Below are 19,647 nucleotides of genomic sequence, written 5' to 3'. Positions count from 1 at the left end.
AAGGGGGAACAATCAGAACGGGACGATTCTGTGCAGCAGCAGGACCAGCTGGAACAGCGCAGCCACCACGCCGACACCGACGCCGAAGCTGACACCAAAGCCGGAGTCGGCACGCCGCCGGGACCTGAGCGGACCCGGGGGCAGGGCCAGGACCAGGACCAGGACCAGGACCAGGACCAGGACCAGGACCGCGGCAAGTCGGCGGCGCCGCGCGGCCGGTTCCGGCGGCGCCGTACGTACGTGATCGCCGGCGCCGTCGCCCTGGCGCTCACCGCCGGCGCGTACAAGTTCGGCTTCTTCTCCGAGATAGGGGATCCCACCTCCTTCGGCAAGGTGAAGGGCAAGGACACCGCCGCGAACGGCGACCTGCGGCCCGGCGTACGGATGCCGACCGGGCCGCAGGCCGAGTTCATCCGGACCAGCCGGCTGGCCGACGGCACACAGATCGCCCGGACCACCCTCAAGGGCGCGAAGTCCGGTTTCACGGGTGACGTGTGGGTGTGGGTCCCGCGGGAGTACTACGACAAGCGGTACGAGAACAGCGCCTTCCCGGTCCTGATCTCGCTGCCCGGCGGCCGGGGCTACCCCAAGAACTACTGGGGTACCGGCCCCGGGCTCGGCCTCCAGCAGGCCGTGATCGACGGCGCGAAGAGCGGCAAGAGCCTGCCCTTCATCCTCGTGATGCCGGTGATCAACGCCGACACCAAGCACCACTTCGACGGCTCCGACATCCCCGGTCAGCCCAAGATGGGCACCTGGATGGCCGATGACGTGCCGGATTTCGTGAAGGCCAACTTCCGCACCTTCACCTCCCGCGACGGCTGGGCCTTCATGGGCTCCTCCTCCGGCGGCTTCGGGGCCCTCAAGCACGTCCTGAAGCACCCCGACCGCTTCAAGGCGGTCATCGCCAGCGGCGTGGACATCGTCCCCGACTCCCCGCTGTGGAACGGGAACACGCAGGCCATGGACGAGAACAACCCGGAGAAGCTGGCCGAGAAGCTGATCGCGGCGGGCGGCCCGGACGTCTACGTCAACTTCCAGATCGGCACCGCCGAGAGCGGGCGCGACAAGGCCGAGAAGTTCATGCGCGATTACACCCGGGGCCCCGTGCACACCCGGCTGCAGGTGATCCAGGATGGTGAGCACAACGGAAAGTCGTACGTACGAGGAATGAGGGAGGGATCGCTGGAGTGGATCAGCAAGGTACTGCTGCCGCCGACCCCGGATCCCGGACCCGCAACCGGCGCTCGCTGAGCCCGGCGGGCAAGGGCGCGACCGCGGCGGTCGCCGGCGTCGCGGCGTTCGCCGTGGTCGCGTTCGTCGGGTCCGCGCCCGAGTACGAGGAGGCCACCGCCTCCCCCTTCCCCACCGTGGGCGTGCTGATGGCCGACGGGCGGCACTGGTGCACGGCGAGCGTGGTGGACAGCCCGAAGGGGAACGTCGTCGCGACCGCCGCGCACTGCGTGGCCCCCGAGGGCGTCGACGGCGAGACCGGGGACGTCGCCCACGACGGCATGGCCATCGGCGAGCTGTCCTTCGCCCCCGCCTTCACCGGCGCGGGCGCGGGCCGGCAGCCGCTCGGGCGGTGGAAGGTCCGCTCGATCCACGTGGACGAGCGGTGGTCGAAGTGGGGCGAGGACACCGCCGACTACGCCTTCCTGACCGTCGAGCCCGACAAGGACGGCCGCAGCCTCCAGGACGTCGTGGGCCGCGACCAGGCGCCGATACCCGACTGGACCTCCGGCTACGAGCGCGACGTGACCGTCGTCGGCTACCCGGAGTCCGACCGCAACCCGCGCAACGAGCCGGTCTCCTGCACCACCCGGACCAGCCACGACGAGGACGATCCGGACATGCTCTACATCAGCTGCCCCGGCTTCTGGACGGGCACCAGCGGCAGCCCGTGGGTCGCCGACCGCGGCGGGCCGGGGGCGCCCGGCCGGCTGATCGGGGTGCTCAGCGGCGGGGACACCGATGTGGACTCCACGGCCGCGCTGTTCGACGTACGCGCGAGGAAGCTGTACGAGCGGGCGGTGCGCGGCTGAGCGGGGGCGGCCCCGGCCGCCGTCGCCTCGGCGGACGGCGGAGGGCGGATCCGGATCTGCTGGAACGATCCTTCGGAGCCGCTGCCGACCGGGTCCGCCGCTCCTGCCTGCGCGCCGCTACTGCCTGCGCTCCGCTACTGCCTGCACTCCGCTACTGCCTGCGCTCCGTGGACACGATGACCCCGACCGCCGCCACCACGACGACGCCGCCCGCCACCAGCGGCCAGGTCAGTTCCTCGCCGAGGACGAGCGCGCCGAGTGCGACGGCCACGACCGGGTTGACGTACGCGTAGGTCGCGACCAGGGACAGCGGTGCCTGCTGGAGCAGCCAGACGTACGCGGTGAAGGCGACCAGGGAGCCGAAGAGGACCAGGTAGCCGAGCGCCACCCAGGACCGGGTGGACACGGCCGACAGGTCCAGGCCGTGCTGTTCGCCCCGCACCATGCCCACGGCCAGGGCGCCGAGTCCGCCGGCGACCATCTCGTACGCGCTCGCGGCGAACGGGTCGGCCGGCATGGGCAGCTTCGAGGACGAGAACGACCCGACCGACCACAGCACGGTGGCCGCCAGGACCAGCAGCACACCCCACAGCTTCACCGCGCCGGTGAGCCCCGGACTCGTGAGCACCGCCAGCCCCGCCATGCCCAGCAGTACGCCGCCCAGCGTGCGCAGCGGCGGCCGGTCCCCGCCGGCCGTCCGCAGCAGCACCACCCACATCGGCACGGCGGCGATCAGCAGCGCGGCCAGGCCGGAGGGCACCGCGGTCTCGGCGAGCACGACCAGGCCGTTGCCGCCGAGGATCAGCAACAGGCCGACGAGCACCGCCGAGCCGAGCTGGGCGGGGGTCACGCGCAGGGCCGCCGGGCCCTGCCGCCAGGCCACCAGGGCGGTCAGCAGCAGCCCGGCGGTGACGAAGCGGGCCCCGGCCGACAGGAACGGCGGCATGGTCTCGACCACGACCCGGATGCCGAGGTAGGTGGAGCCCCACACGACGTAGACGATGGCCAGGGCCGCCCAGACCGCCCCCGTCACCCGCCGGCCGGCGGCGGGCTTGCCGGGGACGGCGGGCTCGGCCGCGGAGGCGGCGGCGGGCGGGGACTCGGGGGAACCCTCGGCGGGTCTCGCGGTGCGCACGGGCCGGATCCTACGGTCCGGCGTCGGCCACGGGCATCCGGATTCCGCCTGGGGGACGGGCCCGCGAGGCCGTACGCCGGGGGGCCGGGGCCGGCGCTTCGGTAGGGCGGGACCGGGCGGGGGAGGCCTGGCCTGGCTCGGCCCGGCCCGGCTCGGCCCGGCTTAGCGAGGCCGGGCCCGGCCCCCACCTCAGTTCTTGAACAGCCCGTTCAGCTCCCCGTACGAGAGCGCGCCCGCGACCGCGTCGTACGTCCCCTTCGCCAGCAGCTCCTCCGTGGTCCGGCGGACCACCGCGTACGCCGCCTCGGCCACCCAGGACCCCAGGCTGACCCGGGCCACGCCCAGGGCGCCGAGCTCGGCGACGCTCGGGGCGCCGGGGCCGACCAGGATGTTCAGCGGGGCCTCGATGCCGCGGGCCAGCTCGGCCACGACCTCGGGCTCGAAGACGCCCGGTACGAAGATGCCGCTGGCGCCGGCCCGCAGGTACGCCTCGGCCCGGGAGAGGGTCTCCGCCAGCCGGGCCGGACCGGGCTCGCCGAGGCCGAACAGGTAGGTGTCGATGCGGGCGTTGATGTAGAGGGGGATGCCGGCGGAGTCGGCGGCGGCCCGGGCCGCCGCCAGCCGCTCGACCTGCTCGGCGGGGTCGCTGGAGCCGTCCTCGATGTTGATGCCGACGGCGCCGGCGGCCAGCACGCCGGAGACGGTCTCGGCGACCCCGGCCGGGTCCGCGCCGAAGCCGCGCTCGATGTCCGCGGTGACGGGGACGTCCACGGCGCCGGCGACCCGGGCGACCAGCTCGACGGCGCGGTCGCGGGCCAGGGCGTCACCGTCGCGCGAACCGAGCGACCAGGCGACGCCGGCGCTGGTGGTGGCGACGGCGGGGGAGCCGGCGGCCTCGACGAGCCGGGCGCTGGCCACGTCCCAGGCGTTGGCGAGGGCGAGCGGGGCGGCGGGGGTGTGCAGTGCCGCGAAGCGGGTCGCTCGCGCGGCGGAAGTCTCAACGTGGGTGGTCATAAGGCCAGTTCACCAGACCGAACGCCCCGGGTCCGGCGGATTTCCGACACCTGCGTAGATCCGAACCATCGCACACTCCCGTGCCGGGAGCATGCGCACCCTCAGCAGAGGAGCCGACCTGCACCCGCCCGGGCGGCGGCCTGTGTCCGGCCGGGAGCCGGCTTGCGCCCGCCCGGGACTCGGCGCGCGCCCAGCCGGGAGGCGGCACGTGCCCGGCCGAGAGCCGGTTTGCGCCCGCCCGGGAGCTGTCCCGCGCCCGCCCGGAAGGTGGCCTGCCCCTGTCCCGGAGCCGGCCTGCCCGCCCGGGAGGCGGCATGCGTTCGGCCGGCAGGCGGCCTACGCCCGCGGGAGCTGGCCCGCGCCCGCCCGGGAGTTGTCCCGTGCCCGCCCGGAAGGCGGCATGCCCCCGCCCCGGAGCCGGCCTGCCCCGCCCGGGACTCGGTACGCGCCCAGCCGGGAGCCGGCCTGCGCCCGCCCGGGCGGCGGCATGCCCCGGCCCGGAGTCGGCATGAGTCCGGCTGGAAGCCGGACTGCGCCCGTCTTGGGAGTCGACCTTCCCCCGGCTGGAAGCCGGCGCGCCCGGCTTGCGAGCCGCCCCCCGCCCCGAAGCGGCGCGCCTCGCTTGGGAGTCGGCGTGCCCCCGCCCCCGCCCGAACCCCCGATTCCGCCAATTCCGCGTCGCAGCGCCCCGTCGTGCACAAAAACTTCACAATTCCGCGCCGGCCGGGCCGGGCCCGCCCCCGCCCCGCCCCGCCGTGGCAGCCTTGGCGGGAATGTGACCCCGTCCCGCCCCCGCCCGGCCGGCCCCTCCGGGCCGAACGGCCGGTCGGGGCGTGGTGCGGGTGGCGGTCGAGAGGGGATCGAGGCGGCCGGGTTGGCCGGAACGGGTATTGGGGTGCGGGCCCCTCCCGTGTCCCGGATCTTTACTCGCACATGGCCGGTGCATGGCGCAGTTGTTACGCCTGCGCCCGCCCCTTGCCGGACGCCGAGGGGGTGGGCCAACCTCATGGAGGCGGCGGCCCGGCGCTCCCCCAGAGTTGTCATGGGCATGCCGTAGCAACACGGCACTCAACCCCCCGCAGCGCACCACCAATGAGGAGGACCCCTCACATGTCCGTGATGCGTCACACCCGCCGGAGGCTCGCCGGGATCAGTGCGACCGCCGTCGTCGCACTCGCCCTCGGAGCCGCGGCCGCACTCCCCGCCGCGGCCGCCGGCGGATCCGCCGCGGAAGGCCGGATCGAGAACGCCGGCGCCTCCGGCACCATCGCCGGCAGCTACATCGTGATCCTGCACGACTCGGCCGCCCGCTCGACGCTCGCCAGCGGCAAGTCGGTGGCCGAGAAGCACGGTGCGAAGATCGACCGGGTCTACTCGGCCGCCCTCAACGGCTACTCCATAGAGGCCTCGGAGGCCCAGGCCAAGAAGATCGCCGCCGACCCGGCGGTCAAGTCCGTGGTGCAGAACCGGACGTTCACCGTCGACGCGACCCAGCCCAACCCGCCGTCCTGGGGCCTGGACCGCGTCGACCAGCGGAACCTGCCGCTGAACCAGAGCTACACCTACCCGGACAAGGCCGGCGAGGGCGTCACGGCGTACATCATCGACACCGGCGTCCGCATCAGCCACCAGGACTTCGGGACCCGCGCCTCCTACGGCTACGACGCCATCGACAACGACAACACCGCCCAGGACGGTCACGGCCACGGCACCCACGTCGCCGGCACCGTCGGGGGCAACGCGTACGGCGTCGCCAAGAAGGCGAAGATCGTCGGCGTCCGCGTGCTCAACAACCAGGGCTCCGGCACCACCGCCCAGGTCGTCGCCGGCATCGACTGGGTGACGCAGAACGCGGTCAAGCCGGCCGTCGCCAACATGTCGCTCGGCGGCGGCGCCGACTCCGCGCTGGACACGGCCGTCCGCAACTCCATCGCCTCCGGCATCACCTACGGCGTCGCGGCCGGCAACGAGTCGACGGACGCCAGCACCAAGTCCCCGGCGCGCGTCGCCGAGGCCATCACCGTCGGCGCCACCACCAGCTCCGACGCCAGGGCCAGCTACTCCAACTACGGCAGCATCCTGGACATCTTCGCGCCCGGTTCGAGCATCACCTCGTCCTGGGGCACGGGCGACACCGCGACGAACACCATCTCCGGTACGTCGATGGCCACGCCGCACGTCGTCGGCGCGGCCGCCGTCCACCTCTCGCAGAACCCGACGCAGACCCCGGCCCAGGTCGCCTCGGCCCTGGTGAACGCCGCCACCCCGAACGTGGTGACCAGCCCCGGCACCGGCTCCCCGAACCGCCTGCTCTACGTCGGCGGCGGCTCCACGACTCCGCCCGGGTCGCGCTTCGAGAACACCGGTGACTACGCGATCAACGACAACTCCACCGTCGAGTCCCCGATCACCGTCAGCGGCGTCCCCGGCAACGCCCCGGCCACCCTCTCCGTCTCCGTCGACATCAAGCACACGTGGATCGGCGACCTGAAGGTCGACCTGGTCGCCCCCGACGGCAGCGTCTACACCCTGCACAACCGCACCGGCAGCAGCACGGACAACATCCTGCAGACCTACAGCGTCAACGCCTCCTCGGAGGTCGCGAACGGCACCTGGAAGCTGCGGGTGAACGACAACGCCAACTACGACATCGGCAAGATCGACTCCTGGGCGCTGCAGTTCTGAGGCAGTTCTGAGGAAGTGGTGAGGCCGGTCTGATCCGGCCTGCGCCAGGACCTACGGCGGGGGCGACCGGCACGGCGGTCGCCCCCGCTGCGTACTATTCGCGCATTCGTTCGCGCCGTCCGTTGGAGCCACCACCCCGTGAGCACTCCGCCGCCCTCTCCCTGGCTTCCGCCGCAGCAGCCGCAGCCCCAGCCCCAGCCCCAGCCCCAGCCGCAGCCGCAGCAGCCGCATCAGCAGATGTGGGCGCCACCGCCCGGCTTCCCGCCGCCCGGGGTACCAGCCGGCTTCCCGCCGCCGGCGCCGTCGTTCAACGGGTTCGCGATCGCCTCGCTCCCGGTCGGCCTGCTCTGTCTGCCGCCGCTCGGCGTGGTGTTCGCGATCGTGGCCCTGGTCCAGATCCCCAAGCGGCGGCAGCGCGGCAAGCCGCTGGCGATCGTGGGTCTGGTCCTCTCGCTGCTGATGTCCGTGCTGGCGGTGTTCTTCCTGGAGAAGGCCGCCGACAGCTTCATGGAGGGCTTCCGCCGCGGCATGGACCGCCGGGCCGCCGAGGACGGCAGGAGCGCTACCGGGGGGACGGCCGAGGGGCGTCGGACCCTGGTCACCGAGCTGCGCAAGGGCCAGTGCTACAACGTGGCGGGCGGCGACCTGGAGCGCGACACCCGCATCGTCTTCACGGTCCCCTGCGACAAACCGCACGACGCCGAGGTGTCCCAGACCAACATCGGGCTTCCCAACGGTCCCTTCCCGGGTGACGACGAGATCGAGCGGCAGGCCAGGACGGCGTGCTGGAAGGCCCAGGACGAGTACGCCCCGGACTCCTGGGCCGTGCCCTCCGACGTCGAGACGTACTTCCTGGCCCCCACCCGGGAGTCCTGGGAGCGCGGCGACTACAAGATCACCTGCTCGCTGGCCGTGCCGCACGTCAAGCGTCAGGGCAGCCTGCGTCAGGAGAACCTCAACACCGACCAGCGCGCGTACCTCACCCAGGCGGACGCCGTCGAGCTCGCGCTGAACAATGCGCCGGACGCGGAGCGGGTCGCGGACGACCTGACCGGGTACAAGCTCTGGGCGCACGAGATCGAGACCGCCATGACCGCCGAGTCGAGCGTGCTCCGGACCCTGGCCGGCAAGCCCGGACTCAAGCGCCCCGCCGACACGCTGCGCGCTGAGCTCGACAAGGCCCGGGCGGCCTGGAAGGCGGCGTCGGAGGCGAAGGACGCCAAGGCCTTCGAGGCGGCGTCGGGTACGGCGGTCCGCGCCACGCGCATCGGGACGGAGAAGGCGATGCGCGCCGCGCTGGGGCTGTCGACGACGGTGCCCGAGTGGCGCGAGGACGCCGAGGACGACTCGGGCGGCAGCGGCGGTGGTTCCGGTGGCGGTTCCGGTGGCGGTTCCGGCGGTGGGTCCGGCTCCGGTGGCGGCACCGGGCGGGGTCCCTCGCACCAGCCGGCCTGACGCAGCGTGACGGGTTTAAGGCCAGGGTTTCATCACATCGGGTGAAACACTGGCCCTTGCTTGCAGTCCCGAACCGTCGGTTGCCAGGCTGTTGCTGTCTGTCAACCTGATGGGAGTGCCCAGTGACTTTCGGTGAGCAGCCGGCCTATCTGCGCGTCGCCGGTGATCTGCGGCGGAAGATCGTCGATGGGTCCCTGCCTCCGCACGCCCGCCTCCCCTCCCAGGCCCGCATCCGCGAGGAGTACGGGGTCTCGGACACCGTGGCGCTGGAGGCGCGCAAGGTGCTCATGGCGGAGGGGCTGGTCGAGGGCCGGTCCGGGTCCGGGACGTACGTGCGCGAGCACCGGGCGCCGCGCCGCGTGGCCCGCTCCGGGTACCGGGCGCCGGGCGCCTCCACCCCGTTCCGGCAGGAGCAGGCCGACTCCGCGGTGCAGGGCACCTGGGAGTCCAGCAGCGAGCAGACCGGGGCCCCCGCCGACATCGCCCAGCGGCTCGGCATCGCGGCGGGCGACCGCGTGATGCGCACCCGGTACGTCTTCCGGGACGCGGGCGAGGCGATGATGCTCTCCACCTCCTGGGAGCCCCTCGCCGTCACCGGGCGCACCCCGGTGATGCTGCCGGAGGAGGGCCCGCTGGCCGGCTGCGGCGTGGTCGAGCGGATGGCCGCGATCGACGTCGTCGTGGACAACGTGGTGGAGGAGGTCGGCGCCCGCCCGGGCCTGGCGGAGGAGAACCTCCTGCTGGGCGGGGTCCCGGGCCATGTGGTCCTGGTGGTGGGCCGGACGTACTACGCCTCGGGCCGCGCGGTCGAGACGGCCGACGTGGTCGTCCCGGCCGACCGCTACCGGCTCTCGTACCACCTGCCGGTCCGTTAACCGCCCGGGCCTGCCGGAACACCCCGGGCCCGCCGGAACACCCGACCTCGCCGGCCCCCCGGCCCCGCCGGACCACCCGGGCCCCGCAGGCCCGTCCCCGTCACCGGCGCCGCCGGAGCGCGGGTCGTGCGCTCCCCGTGCCGGCGCGCGCGGCTTCCTCGTACGCGTGGCCGGATGCGTACGCCTGCGAGGTACCTCTTGGTGAAAAACCGTATCCGCTCCGTAAAGGTCGGGCGTAAGCTCGGGCATATGCGCGATGCGGTTTCCCGGGCAGGTACGTCGGCGGAGGGTGAAGCTCGATGAACGACAGCGGTGCCCTGCTCCCGTGGCTGGTCATACGGCAGGACGACAACGGCAACCGCTACCGGGTGGGCCGGTACGCCACCCGGTCCGAGGCCCAGAAGGTCGTCGACAGCCTCGACGACCGCGGACACAAGCAGCTCTACTGGGTCGAGCGGATCGGCCAGACCGCCACGGCGAACTGAACACGCAGGTCCTGACGTAGGCTCCGCCCATGACTGTACGAGTGGTCGTGGGCGGAGCCCTTTGTCACCAGGGGCGCCTGCTGGCCGCCCGGCGCAGTGCGCCGCCGGAGCTCGCCGGCCGCTGGGAGCTGCCCGGAGGCAAGGCCGAGCCGGGCGAGAGCGTGGCCGAGGCGCTGGTGCGCGAGCTGCGCGAGGAACTCGGCGTCGAGGCCGAGCCGCTGGAACGCATCCCGGGGGAGTGGCCGCTGCGGCCCGGCCTCGTGCTGCACGTGTGGACCGCCCGGCTGGTCTCGGGCGAGCCCGCCCCGCGGGAGGACCACGACGAGCTGCGCTGGCTCGCCCCGGACGAACTGGATTCGGTCGACTGGCTCGACCAGGACCGCCCGGCGGTGGCGGAGGCCGGCCGACGGCTGCGCGCCGCGGCGGCAGCGGCCGCGACGCCCGGGGTGTAAGGCGGCTGACCTCTTCCGCGACGCCCGGGGTGAAAGGCGGCTGACCTCCTCCGTGGCGGCCGGGGCGTAGGCAACTGACCTCCTTCGGAGCCCGGCGCGTAGGCGGCCGGCCTCCTTCGGCGGCCGGGGTGCAGGGCAGCCGGTCTCCGCGGCGCCCGGGGCGCAGGGCCCGGCGGCCGGGGGCGCACGGAATCCGCGCGGTAGGCCGTACGTGCCACAGTGCGCCGGTCGGCGGGGTATCGAGGGGTACGGCGCCTCAAATATCGGGTATGTCGCTATTAGTCCCTATCTCGCCCCTCTTTCGCCGTCAGGCGAAACGATTGGGTCCGCTGTCGGCCCAGGAAGTGATCGGCGTGATCGACACAGACGGTGAACGAGCCGAGTGGGCGTTCCCCGCAGAGCCCGGTGCCGTCCGCACCGCACGCCACGCCGTGCGGGGCACCCTGCGGGCCTGGGGCCTCGAAGCCGTCGGCGACGTCACCGTCCTGCTGGTCAGCGAGCTGGTGACCAACTCCCTGCGGTACGCCTCGGGGCCCATCGGCGTGGCCCTCGTACGTCGGGATCCCGCCAACGGCACCTCGACGGCGGGCCCGGCGCTGCTCGTGGAGGTCTCCGATCCGCTTCCGGATCCGCCCCGCGAACGCGCGGCCGGCGCCGACGACGAGGGGGGCCGCGGACTGCACCTGGTGGCGGCCTCGGCCCAGCGGTGGGGGACCCGGCACGGGAAAACGGGTAAGACCGTGTGGTTCGAGTTGGCTCTTCCTGGTGAGTAACAGAAGGGAAGACGGCCGACGCCCGTGTGGCTCGAAATGAATGAAACCCGTCTGTGATCGTGAACGCCGTGCCGTCAGGGGCCGTGGTGCTGAATACTTCGGTCATGGCCGGTCCGGTTGCGGTGAGCTGGAGGGGACGGTCGCGTGAGCGAAATACCTGCGAAGGCACATCAGACCCGTGTGCCCGGTCAGTCGTGGCAGGACGCCCTGTGGCACAGCAGCCCGCCTGGCTCGATATACGACTACATCAAGGTGGCCTCCTTCTCCCTCGGCCCTGACGGACTCGTCGACCAGTGGAGCCTGCGCGCCGAGGAACTCTTCGGGCTGGGCGCCGCACAGGTCCTCGGCCGGGACCCGGTCGAGGCCTTCATGCCGCCGGAGCTGCGCGCGGACGGCCACCGCAAGATCGCCGAGATCCTCGACGGCGGGGAATGGACGGGCCTCGTCCCCTTCCGCATCCCCGGCGGGTCCGGCGCCCACGGCGTGGCCGAGATCTATGTGATGCCGACCCGGACCGAGACCGCCGAGCGGGCCGCGCTGTGCATCGTGGTCGACGTCCGCGCGCTGCGGAGGATCGAGTCCGACCTCGCGGCCTCCCAGGCCATATTCGGTCAATCTCCCTTCGGCTTCCTGCTCTTCGGCACGGATCTCACCGTGCAGCGCGCCAACCGCCGCTTCGCGACCGTCTTCGGCGGCACGGTGGAGGAGCACCGCGGCCGCACCGTCCACGACTACCTGCCCGCGCGCGAGGCCGACCGCATGACCGCGGCCCTGCGCCGGGTCCTGGAGACCGGCGAGGCCGTCACCGACCTCCAGATCACCGGCGCCGCACCCGGCAGCCGCGAGCACCGCCACTGGTCGATCAACCTCTACCGGCTGCACGGCGGCAGCGGCCGCCCGATCGGCATCGCCGGCCTGGGCACCGACGTCACCCGCCGCCACCTGGCCGCCCGCGAGGCCGCCGGCGTCCGCCGCAACCTCGCCCTCCTCAACGAGGCCGGCGCGCGCATCGGGACCTCCCTGGACCTGGAGACCACCGCCCGGGAACTGCTCGACGTCACCGTCCCCGGCTTCTGCGACCTGGCCTCCGTGGACCTCTACCAGGGGCTGCTGCTCGGCGACGACGACCGCGACGGCCCGGCCCGGCCGCAGGGCCCGGGGGTGCCGACCCTGCCGGGCCAGGGCGCCGGCCGGCTGCCGTCCGCCCCGCTGCGGCGGGTCGCCTTCGCCAGCGCCGTCTCCGACGCCCCGCTGTCCGGCCCGCCGGTCGGCGTCGGCGAGATCCACCGCTATCCCGCCGCCTCCCCCGGCGCCCTCGCCCTGCGCACCGCCCGCCCCCGGCTGATGGAGGGCGGCGGACCGGAGGACCTGGTGCAGTCCACCCTCGTCGTCCCCCTGGTCGCCCACGACACGGTGGTCGGCCTCGCCCAGTTCTCCCGTACGAAGGGCAGCGAGCCCTTCGGCGAACGGGACCGGGCCGTCGCCGTGGAACTGGCCGCACGGGCCGCCGTGTGCATCGACAACGCCCGGCTCTACCGGCGCGAGCACGAGCGCGCCCTGATCCTCCAGCGCAGCCTGCTGCCCCCCGGGGACCCGGAGGCGGCCGGCCTGGACATCGCCTGCCGCTACCTGCCCGGCAACGCGGCCACCGAGGTCGGCGGCGACTGGTTCGACGTCATCGAGCTGCCCGGCCACCGCACCGCGCTGGTCGTCGGCGACGTCATGGGCCGCGGCCTGCGGGCCGCCGTCGCGATGGGCGAGCTGCGCACGGCGGTACGGACCCTGGCCCTGCTCGACCTGGAGCCGGCGGAGGTGCTCGGCGCGCTCGACGAGATCGCCCGGGGCCTGGGCGCGGGCGGAGCCGGAGGCAACCGGCACACCCGCGCCCGCGAGGCCGACCTGTCCGAGGTCTACCTCGCGACCTGCGTGTACGCCGTCTACGACCCCGTCACCCGGCGCTGCACCATCGCCAACGCCGGCCACATGCCGCCGGTGCTCGTCGAGAGCGGCGAGGCGGGCGCGCTCCTGCTGGAGGTCCCGCCGGGCATGCCGCTCGGCGTCGGCGGCGAGCCGTTCGAGGAGGTGGAGGTCGAACTCCCGGAGGGTGCCCTGCTCGCCCTCTACACGGACGGCCTGGTCGAGTCCCGCGACCACCCGCTGGAGGAGGGCCTGCGCGGCCTGCGCGAAGCCCTGGCCGACCCCTCCCGCCCCCTGGAGGACGTCTGTGACCACGTGCTGTCCACCCTGGAGACCCGGCACGGCGAGGACGACATCGCCCTGCTGATGGCCCGGGTCCAGGGCCTGCCCCGCGACGCCGTCGCCGACTGGCACCTGCCGCGCGAGGCGCGCTCGGTGGGCCGGGCCCGCGAACTGGCCCGCGCGCAGCTGCCCGAGTGGGGCCTGGAGGGGCTCCTGGACACGACGGAGCTCCTGGTCAGCGAACTGGTCACCAATGCGCTGCGCTACGGCGAGGGCGAGATCCGGCTGCGGCTGCTGCTGGACCGGACGCTGGTGTGCGAGGTGTGGGACGGGAACCTGGTCCAGCCGCGGCGGCGGCGGGCGCGGGACACGGACGAGGGTGGGCGGGGCCTGCAGCTGGTCGGGCAGTTGTCGTCGGGGTGGGGGACGCGGCGGACGCATCGGGGGAAGACGGTGTGGTTCGAGTTGCCCTTGCCGGGCGGGGCGGGGGAAGGGGTTGAGCTGACGGCGGAGCAACTCCTGAGCATGTACGGCTGACACCTCGGCCGGGGCCGGGCCGGGGCCGCTGCGCGGAGCCTCTCCCCTACCCGCCCCTTCCCGAAACCGGGGCTGCGCCCCGGACCCCGTTCCGTGCGCTGCGCGCCCGGTGCGCTCAAACGCCGCGCGGGCTGGATTTATCCAGCCCCGCCGGCGTTTGAGGCGCGGGGGTCCGGGGGCGGAGCCCCCGCACCCCCTGCGCGTCAGTCCCGGCGGCGGGAGATCTTCGAGCCCAGCCACACCAGCGGGTCGTACTTGCGGTCCACCGCCCGCTCCTTCAGCGGGATCAGCGCGTTGTCGGTGATCTTGATGCCCTCGGGGCAGACCTCCGTGCAGCACTTGGTGATGTTGCAGTAGCCCAGCCCGTGCTCCTCCTGGGCCGTGCGCTTGCGGTCCAGGCCTTCGGACTCGGCCGCGTCGAGCGGGTGCATGTCCAGCTCGGCGACCCGCATCAGGAAGCGCGGCCCGGCGAAGGCCGCCTTGTTCTCCTCGTGGTCACGCACCACGTGGCAGGTGTCCTGGCACAGGAAGCACTCGATGCACTTGCGGAACTCCTGCGAGCGGTCCACGTCGACCTGCTGCATCCGGTACTCGCCGGGGGCGAGTCCCTGCGGCGGGACGAACGCGGGCACCTCGCGCGCCTTGGTGTAGTTGAAGGACACGTCCGTCACCAGGTCGCGGACCACCGGGAAGGCCCGCAGCGGGGTGATCGTGATCGTCTCCTCGCGGGAGAACGTCGACATGCGCGTCATGCACATCAGCCGCGGGCGGCCGTTGATCTCCGCACTGCACGAACCGCACTTGCCCGCCTTGCAGTTCCAGCGGACCGCGAGGTCGGCCGCCTGCGTGGCCTGGAGGCGGTGGACGATGTCCAGGACGACCTCGCCCTCGTGCACCTCGACGGTGAAGTCCCGCAGCTCCCCGCCCTCCGCGTCGCCCCGCCAGATGCGGAAGCGTGCGTCGTATCCAGTACCGGTGGCAGTCACTCGTAGAGCTCCTCTTCGGCGAGGTACTTGACCAGCTCCTCCTTCTCGAAGAGGGCCAGCAGGTCGGGGCGGATGGGTTCGGTCCGCCGGCGGACCAGGCGGATGCGGTCGGCGGCCGGATCCGCGGGTACGGGGTCCACCGGGTGGCAGACCAGGTTCACCGGGCGCCACTCCCGCTCCATCGACGGGCAGTCCTCGCGGGTGTGCCCGCCGCGGCTCTCGGTGCGCTCCAGCGCCGCCTTCGCCACGCACTCGCTGACCAGCAGCATGTTGCGCAGGTCCAGCGCGAGGTGCCAGCCGGGGTTGAACTGGCGGTGCCCCTCGACCCCGGCCCGGGCGGCGCGCACCCGCAGGGCCCGCAGCCTGCCCAGGGCCTGCTGCATCTCGCCCTCCCGGCGGATGATGCCGACCAGGTCGTTCATCGACTGCTGGAGTTCCTGGTGCAGGGTGTACGGGTTCTCCGCGCCGTCCTCGGCGTGGAAGGGGGCCAGGGCCTCGGCCGCGGCCGCGTCCACCTGGGCCTGGTCGACCGCGGGGCGGTCGGCCGTGGCGGCGTGCGCGGCGGCGTGCTCGGCCGCGTGCCAGCCGGCCCGGCGGCCGAAGACCAGCAGGTCGGAGAGGGAGTTGCCGCCCAGCCGGTTCGAGCCGTGCATGCCGCCCGCGACCTCGCCGGCCGCGAACAGGCCCGGCACGCCGACGGTGGCGGCCGTGTCGGAGTCGACGGCGATCCCGCCCATCACGTAGTGGCAGGTCGGGCCGACCTCCATGGGCTCGGCGGTGATGTCCACGTCCGCCAGTTCCTTGAACTGGTGGTACATGGAGGGCAGTTTGCGCTTGATGACCTCGGCGGGGAGGCGGGAGGAGACGTCCAGGAAGACTCCGCCGTGCGGGGAGCCGCGGCCCGCCTTGACCTCGGAGTTGATGGCGCGGGCCACCTCGTCGCGGGGGAGCAGCTCGGGCGGGCGCCGGTTGTGTTCCTGGTCCTCGTACCAGCGGTCGCCCTCCTCCTCCGTCTCGGCGTACTTCTCCTTGAAGACGCTCGGGACGTAGTCGAACATGAACCGCTTGCCCTCGCTGTTGCGCAGCACGCCGCCGTCGCCGCGGACGGACTCGGTGACGAGGATGCCCTTGACCGACGGCGGCCAGACCATGCCTGTCGGGTGGAACTGGATGAACTCCATGTTCAGCAGCGGGGCGCCCGCGAGCAGGGCCAGCGCGTGCCCGTCGCCGGTGTACTCCCAGGAGTTGGAGGTCGTCTTGAAGGACTTGCCGATGCCGCCGGTCGCGAGGACCACGGCGGGGGCCTCCAGGACGAAGAAGCGGCCGGACTCGCGCTCGTAGCAGAAGACCCCGGCGACCTTGTCCCCGTCCTTCAGGACCCTGGTGACCGTGCACTCCTGGAAGATCTTCAGGCGGGCCTCGTGGTCGCCGGACTCCTTGAAGTCCTGCTGCTGGAGCTGCACGATCTTCTGCTGGAGGGTGCGGATCAGCTCCAGGCCGGTGCGGTCACCGACGTGCGCGAGCCGCGGGTACTCGTGCCCGCCGAAGTTGCGCTGCGAGATCTTCCCGTCCGGGGTGCGGTCGAACAGCGCGCCCCAGGTCTCCAGTTCCCAGACCCGGTCCGGTGCCTCCTTCGCGTGCAGCTCGGCCATCCGCCACTGGTTGAGGAACTTCCCGCCGCGCATGGTGTCGCGGAAGTGCACCTGCCAGTTGTCGGCCGAGTTGACGTTGCCCATGGAGGCGGCGATGCCGCCCTCGGCCATCACCGTGTGGGCCTTGCCGAACAGGGACTTGCAGATCACCGCCGTACGGGCGCCCCGCTCGCGGGCCTCGATCGCGGCACGCAGCCCGGCGCCGCCGGCGCCGACCACGACCACGTCCCACTGCTGCCGGTCGACTTGAGCCATGTCAGAAGATCCTCGGGTCGGTGATGGTGCCCGTCGCGAGCAGGTAGACGTAGAAGTCGCACAGCGCCACGCTGATCAGGGACGCCCACGCCAGCTGCATGTGGCGGGCGTTGAGCTTCCCGACCCAGCTCCACAGCCGGTAGCGCACCGGGTGCTTGGAGAAGTGCCGCAGCCGCCCGCCGATGATGTGCCGGCAGGAATGGCACGAAAGGGTGTAGGCCCAGATCAGCACGATGTTGACGAGGAAGACCAGGGTGCCCAGACCCATGTGCCCCCATGCGTAGGTGCTGTCCCGGAAGGCCAGGACGGTGTCGTACGTGAGGATGCCCGCCACCGGCAGCGCCGCGTAGAAGAAGTAGCGGTGCATGTTCTGCAGGATCAGCGGGAAGCGCGTCTCGCCCGTGTACGCGCTGTGCGGCTCGGCGACCGCGCAGGCCGGCGGCGAGGCCCAGAAGCCCCGGTAGTAGGCCTTGCGGTAGTAGTAGCAGGTCAGCCGGAAGCCGAGCGGGAAGATCAGGATCAGCAGGGCGGGGGAGAGGGTCCACCAGCTGCCGAAGACGGGCCAGTTGGGGCCGTCCTGCATCGGAACGCAGTTCTCCGCCAGGCAGGGGGAGTAGAAGGGCGAGACGTACGGCGCCGCGTAGTAGTCGGCGTTCGCGAACGCCCGCCAGGTCGAGTACACGACGAAGGCGAGCAGCCCCGCTGCGGTGGCCGCGGGGGCGAGCCACCAGCGGTCGGTACGCAGGTGCCGGGCCGCGATCGCGGCCCGGGAGGTGTCGTGGACGCCGGTCAGCTGCCGGGGTCGGGGTGGTTCGGTGCCTGTGGCCAAAGGGGACTCTCCGGGAGGAGTGGTCGGGGGTGGCCCAGGAGACCCAGCCGTCGCGCCGTGTGCGCGAGGGCTGGGCCTGATGGGGTGTGGCGGAAGGTTACGGCTGCGGGATCAGGGCGCGTGGCGGTCGCGGGCGCCCAGACCCTCGTCGTCGGTGTCCGTCCACAGTGCGTTGTCGTACGGCGTGTCCGGGACGGTCACCATCCGGGACCGGTCCGGCGGGGCCGCCGACCCTTCCGGCTTCTGCCGCGCGGCCTTCTTCTCCAGCTGCTCGACCTTGCGGGTCAGCTCGTCGAGGTTGCGCCGTACGGCGTTCAAATCGTCCTGCAGGGACATGACTTGCCCTCACTTCCGCAGGTTGCGGTGGCAACGCTCATGTGCGCCTGCGAGTGTCGCGCCCCACGCCCCCGCTTGTGAAGGGACGTGCAGCGAATCCGGGCGCGCAGGCGCGATCTGTGCGCCCCCTCCCTGCATCCATTGTCATCCCTCTCCCGGGGGACCGCGCGTCCGTGGGCAAACGGGATTGGTCCGCACGGGTGGGGTTCGCGGCGTGGCGCGGGGCGGCTGCGCAGGGCACGGCGGACGGTCGATTTCAGTGGGTTTCGACACCGGTGTGATCAGCTCCAAATACCGCCATCCGTGATCAACATCCGTGATCGCCATCCGTGATCGAGTACGCGACCCCCCGCTCGCCCCGCCCCGGAGGTACCACCCATGTCCCAGAGAAGGCACAGCTCCTTGGCGCTGCTGACCTCGGGCGTCCTCGCGCTGCCGCTGCTCGCGGGCTGCGGTACCGACGACGACGGCGGGCAGGTCGCCGCCGGCCCGGACATCGCGGCCACCACCCGCGACCAGGTCGGCGACGGGGGGGTGCTGCGCTGGGCGGTGGACAACCTCCCGGAGACGCTGAACACCTTCCAGGCGGACGCGGACGCCGCCACCACCCGGGTCGCGGGAGCCGTCCTGCCGCACCTGTTCGTGCTGGACGCCAAGGGCCGTCCGGTGGCCGACCCGGACTACCTGGAGAAGGCCGAGGTCGTTCTGCGCGAGCCGAAGCAGGTCGTGCTGTACAAGCTGAACCAGCAGGCGGTGTGGAGCGACGGCCGGGAGGTCGGCGCCCCGGACTTCGTGGCCCAGTGGCGGGCGCTGAACGGCAAGGACTCCGCGTACTGGACGGCGCGCAACGCCGGCTACGACCGGATCGAGAAGATCGAGCGCGGGGCCAACGACCTGGAGGTGAGGGTCACCTTCGCAAAGCCCTACGCCGACTGGAAGTCCCTGTTCAGCCCGCTCTACCCCAAGCAGGTCACCGGCACCCCCGAGTCCTTCAACGAGGGCGCGCGCGGCACCCTGAAGGTCACCGCCGGCCCCTTCAACCTGGGCGCCATCGACAAGAAGACCGGCACCGCCGCGCTGTCGCGCAACCCGCGCTGGTGGGGCCGCCCGGCCAAGCTCGACACCCTGGTGCTGACCGCCGTGGCCCGGGCGAACCGGCCCGCCGCGCTGGCCGCCGGCAAGGTGGACCTGGCCGAGATCGACCGGGCCGGCGCCGACCGGATCGCCCTGGCCCGGCGCGGCGGCGACCGCGGCGCCGCGCGCGGCCCGAACGCCTCGCTCACCCCGGCCCAGGCCACCCTGTCCTGGGCGCTCGCCAACGGCATGGACGAGATCAAGGCCCAGGAGGAGCTGGAGGCCCGCCGCAAGAAGGCCGAGGCCGTCAAGGTCTACGCCGACGAGCAGAAGGCGCTGGCCCGGTTCACCGTGCGCAAGTCCCTGGAGCCGGCGTACACCCAGCTCGCGCTGAACGGGGCGTCCGGGCCGCTGGCCGACGAGCGGGTCCGGCGGGCCGTCGCCCGCGCCCTGGACCGCCAGGAGCTGGCCGAGGTCGTCCTGAAGCCGCTGGGCCTGCCGGCCAAGCCGGTCGGCAGCCACCTGGCCCTGGCGGGCCAGCAGGCGTACGCCGACAACAGCGCGGCACTCGGCGGCACCGACCCGAAGGCGGCCCAGGCCCTGCTCGCCGACGCCGGCTGGCGCCCGGGCGGCAAGGTCGCCCGGCCGGTCACCAAGGCGGGCTCCGAGGCGGAGAAGAAGGAGCCGGGCGGGCAGGACGACTCCAAGCGCCCGGCCGGCCCCGGCACCGGGAACGACGGGCTGTACATCGTCGGCCAGGACGACGAGCGAAACGGCGACCTGTCCGTGGTGGCCGCCCGGGCCCGCGCCGCCGCGGACGGCCTCGCCGAGCCCGCTGCGGCCCCCGCCGCCCCCGGCAC

Annotated in this window: 16 protein-coding genes; 10 read left to right on the top strand and 6 right to left on the bottom strand. The window is 73.0% G+C overall.

The genetic code is table 11. The features are described from left to right. The first annotated feature begins 30 nt into the window (after positions 1-30). Together GPJ59_RS09510 and GPJ59_RS09505 are read left to right on the top strand one after the other, a co-directional pair. Positions 31-1,254 (top strand): alpha/beta hydrolase, encoded by a 1,224-nt coding sequence (locus GPJ59_RS09510; protein ID WP_308120207.1) that lies wholly within the window; start codon positions 31-33, stop codon positions 1,252-1,254. Further along, positions 1,191-2,045: a trypsin-like serine peptidase gene (locus tag GPJ59_RS09505; protein WP_308120206.1), complete on the top strand. Its 855-nt coding sequence runs from the start codon at positions 1,191-1,193 to the stop codon at positions 2,043-2,045. The genes GPJ59_RS09510 and GPJ59_RS09505 overlap by 64 nt, the downstream gene beginning before the upstream one ends. A 151-nt stretch (positions 2,046-2,196) precedes the next feature. Here the strand turns inward: GPJ59_RS09505 and GPJ59_RS09500 are convergent, their stop codons facing one another. Beyond that, positions 2,197-3,180 (bottom strand): EamA family transporter, encoded by a 984-nt coding sequence (locus GPJ59_RS09500; RefSeq protein ID WP_219666036.1) that lies wholly within the window; start codon positions 3,178-3,180, stop codon positions 2,197-2,199. Positions 3,181-3,369: 189 nt separating this feature from the next. Continuing rightward, positions 3,370-4,194 (bottom strand): isocitrate lyase/PEP mutase family protein, encoded by an 825-nt coding sequence (locus GPJ59_RS09495; protein ID WP_219666035.1) that lies wholly within the window; start codon positions 4,192-4,194, stop codon positions 3,370-3,372. A gap of 1,110 nt (positions 4,195-5,304) precedes the next feature. Between GPJ59_RS09495 and GPJ59_RS09490 the strand changes: the two genes are divergently transcribed. From GPJ59_RS09490 to GPJ59_RS09460, 7 genes are all read left to right on the top strand, one after another. Beyond that, positions 5,305-6,879 carry a S8 family peptidase gene (locus tag GPJ59_RS09490; protein ID WP_219666034.1) on the top strand — a complete coding sequence of 525 codons (1,575 nt, stop codon included), beginning with the start codon at positions 5,305-5,307 and terminating at the stop codon, positions 6,877-6,879. Between the two features lie 138 nt (positions 6,880-7,017). Next, positions 7,018-8,334: a DUF4190 domain-containing protein gene (locus GPJ59_RS09485; RefSeq protein WP_219666033.1), complete on the top strand. Its 1,317-nt coding sequence runs from the start codon at positions 7,018-7,020 to the stop codon at positions 8,332-8,334. 122 nt (positions 8,335-8,456) lie between these two features. Beyond that, positions 8,457-9,209 (top strand): GntR family transcriptional regulator, encoded by a 753-nt coding sequence (locus GPJ59_RS09480; RefSeq protein WP_219666032.1) that lies wholly within the window; start codon positions 8,457-8,459, stop codon positions 9,207-9,209. A gap of 299 nt (positions 9,210-9,508) precedes the next feature. Next, positions 9,509-9,694, top strand: a complete 186-nt coding sequence (locus GPJ59_RS09475; protein ID WP_219666031.1) for an SPOR domain-containing protein — start codon at positions 9,509-9,511, stop codon at positions 9,692-9,694. Positions 9,695-9,723: 29 nt separating this feature from the next. Beyond that, positions 9,724-10,146 carry a (deoxy)nucleoside triphosphate pyrophosphohydrolase gene (locus GPJ59_RS09470; RefSeq protein WP_219666030.1) on the top strand — a complete coding sequence of 141 codons (423 nt, stop codon included), beginning with the start codon at positions 9,724-9,726 and terminating at the stop codon, positions 10,144-10,146. Between the two features lie 344 nt (positions 10,147-10,490). Beyond that, entirely contained in the window at positions 10,491-10,919 is a 429-nt protein-coding gene (locus GPJ59_RS09465; protein ID WP_219666029.1) for an ATP-binding protein, read from the top strand. A 180-nt stretch (positions 10,920-11,099) separates the two neighbouring features. After that, positions 11,100-13,655 (top strand): SpoIIE family protein phosphatase, encoded by a 2,556-nt coding sequence (locus tag GPJ59_RS09460; protein WP_374200822.1) that lies wholly within the window; start codon positions 11,100-11,102, stop codon positions 13,653-13,655. Positions 13,656-13,858: 203 nt separating this feature from the next. Here the strand turns inward: GPJ59_RS09460 and GPJ59_RS09455 are convergent, their stop codons facing one another. The 4 genes from GPJ59_RS09455 to GPJ59_RS09440 form a co-directional block, all read right to left on the bottom strand. After that, positions 13,859-14,641 (bottom strand): succinate dehydrogenase/fumarate reductase iron-sulfur subunit, encoded by a 783-nt coding sequence (locus GPJ59_RS09455; RefSeq protein WP_219666028.1) that lies wholly within the window; start codon positions 14,639-14,641, stop codon positions 13,859-13,861. Then, a complete protein-coding gene (locus GPJ59_RS09450; RefSeq protein ID WP_219666027.1) occupies positions 14,638-16,548 on the bottom strand; it encodes a fumarate reductase/succinate dehydrogenase flavoprotein subunit in 1,911 nt (636 codons plus the stop codon). The genes GPJ59_RS09455 and GPJ59_RS09450 overlap by 4 nt, the downstream gene beginning before the upstream one ends. A 1-nt stretch (position 16,549) precedes the next feature. Further along, positions 16,550-17,377, bottom strand: a complete 828-nt coding sequence (locus GPJ59_RS09445; RefSeq protein ID WP_219666026.1) for a hypothetical protein — start codon at positions 17,375-17,377, stop codon at positions 16,550-16,552. Between the two features lie 111 nt (positions 17,378-17,488). Continuing rightward, positions 17,489-17,713 carry a hypothetical protein gene (locus GPJ59_RS09440; protein ID WP_219666025.1) on the bottom strand — a complete coding sequence of 75 codons (225 nt, stop codon included), beginning with the start codon at positions 17,711-17,713 and terminating at the stop codon, positions 17,489-17,491. A 378-nt stretch (positions 17,714-18,091) separates the two neighbouring features. Between GPJ59_RS09440 and GPJ59_RS09435 the strand changes: the two genes are divergently transcribed. Beyond that, a partial coding sequence (locus tag GPJ59_RS09435; protein WP_258024119.1) for an ABC transporter substrate-binding protein occupies positions 18,092-19,647 on the top strand: 1,556 nt, incomplete at its 3' end.

The organism is Streptomyces bambusae, assembly GCF_019400985.1.
Classification (GTDB): Bacteria; Actinomycetota; Actinomycetes; order Streptomycetales; family Streptomycetaceae; genus Streptomyces; species Streptomyces bambusae_A.
This window is presented reverse-complemented; position numbering and strand designations above follow the sequence as displayed.

Excerpts from the sequence above, each read along its gene's own strand:
- GPJ59_RS09495 (WP_219666035.1), bottom strand. The coding sequence starts at position 4,194 with ATGACCACCCACGTTGAGACTTCCGCCGCGCGAGCGACCCGCTTCGCG.
- GPJ59_RS09490 (WP_219666034.1), top strand. The coding sequence starts at position 5,305 with ATGTCCGTGATGCGTCACACCCGCCGGAGGCTCGCCGGGATCAGTGCG.
- GPJ59_RS09475 (WP_219666031.1), top strand. The coding sequence starts at position 9,509 with ATGAACGACAGCGGTGCCCTGCTCCCGTGGCTGGTCATACGGCAGGAC.
- GPJ59_RS09470 (WP_219666030.1), top strand. The coding sequence starts at position 9,724 with ATGACTGTACGAGTGGTCGTGGGCGGAGCCCTTTGTCACCAGGGGCGC.
- GPJ59_RS09450 (WP_219666027.1), bottom strand. The coding sequence starts at position 16,548 with ATGGCTCAAGTCGACCGGCAGCAGTGGGACGTGGTCGTGGTCGGCGCC.
- GPJ59_RS09440 (WP_219666025.1), bottom strand. The coding sequence starts at position 17,713 with ATGTCCCTGCAGGACGATTTGAACGCCGTACGGCGCAACCTCGACGAG.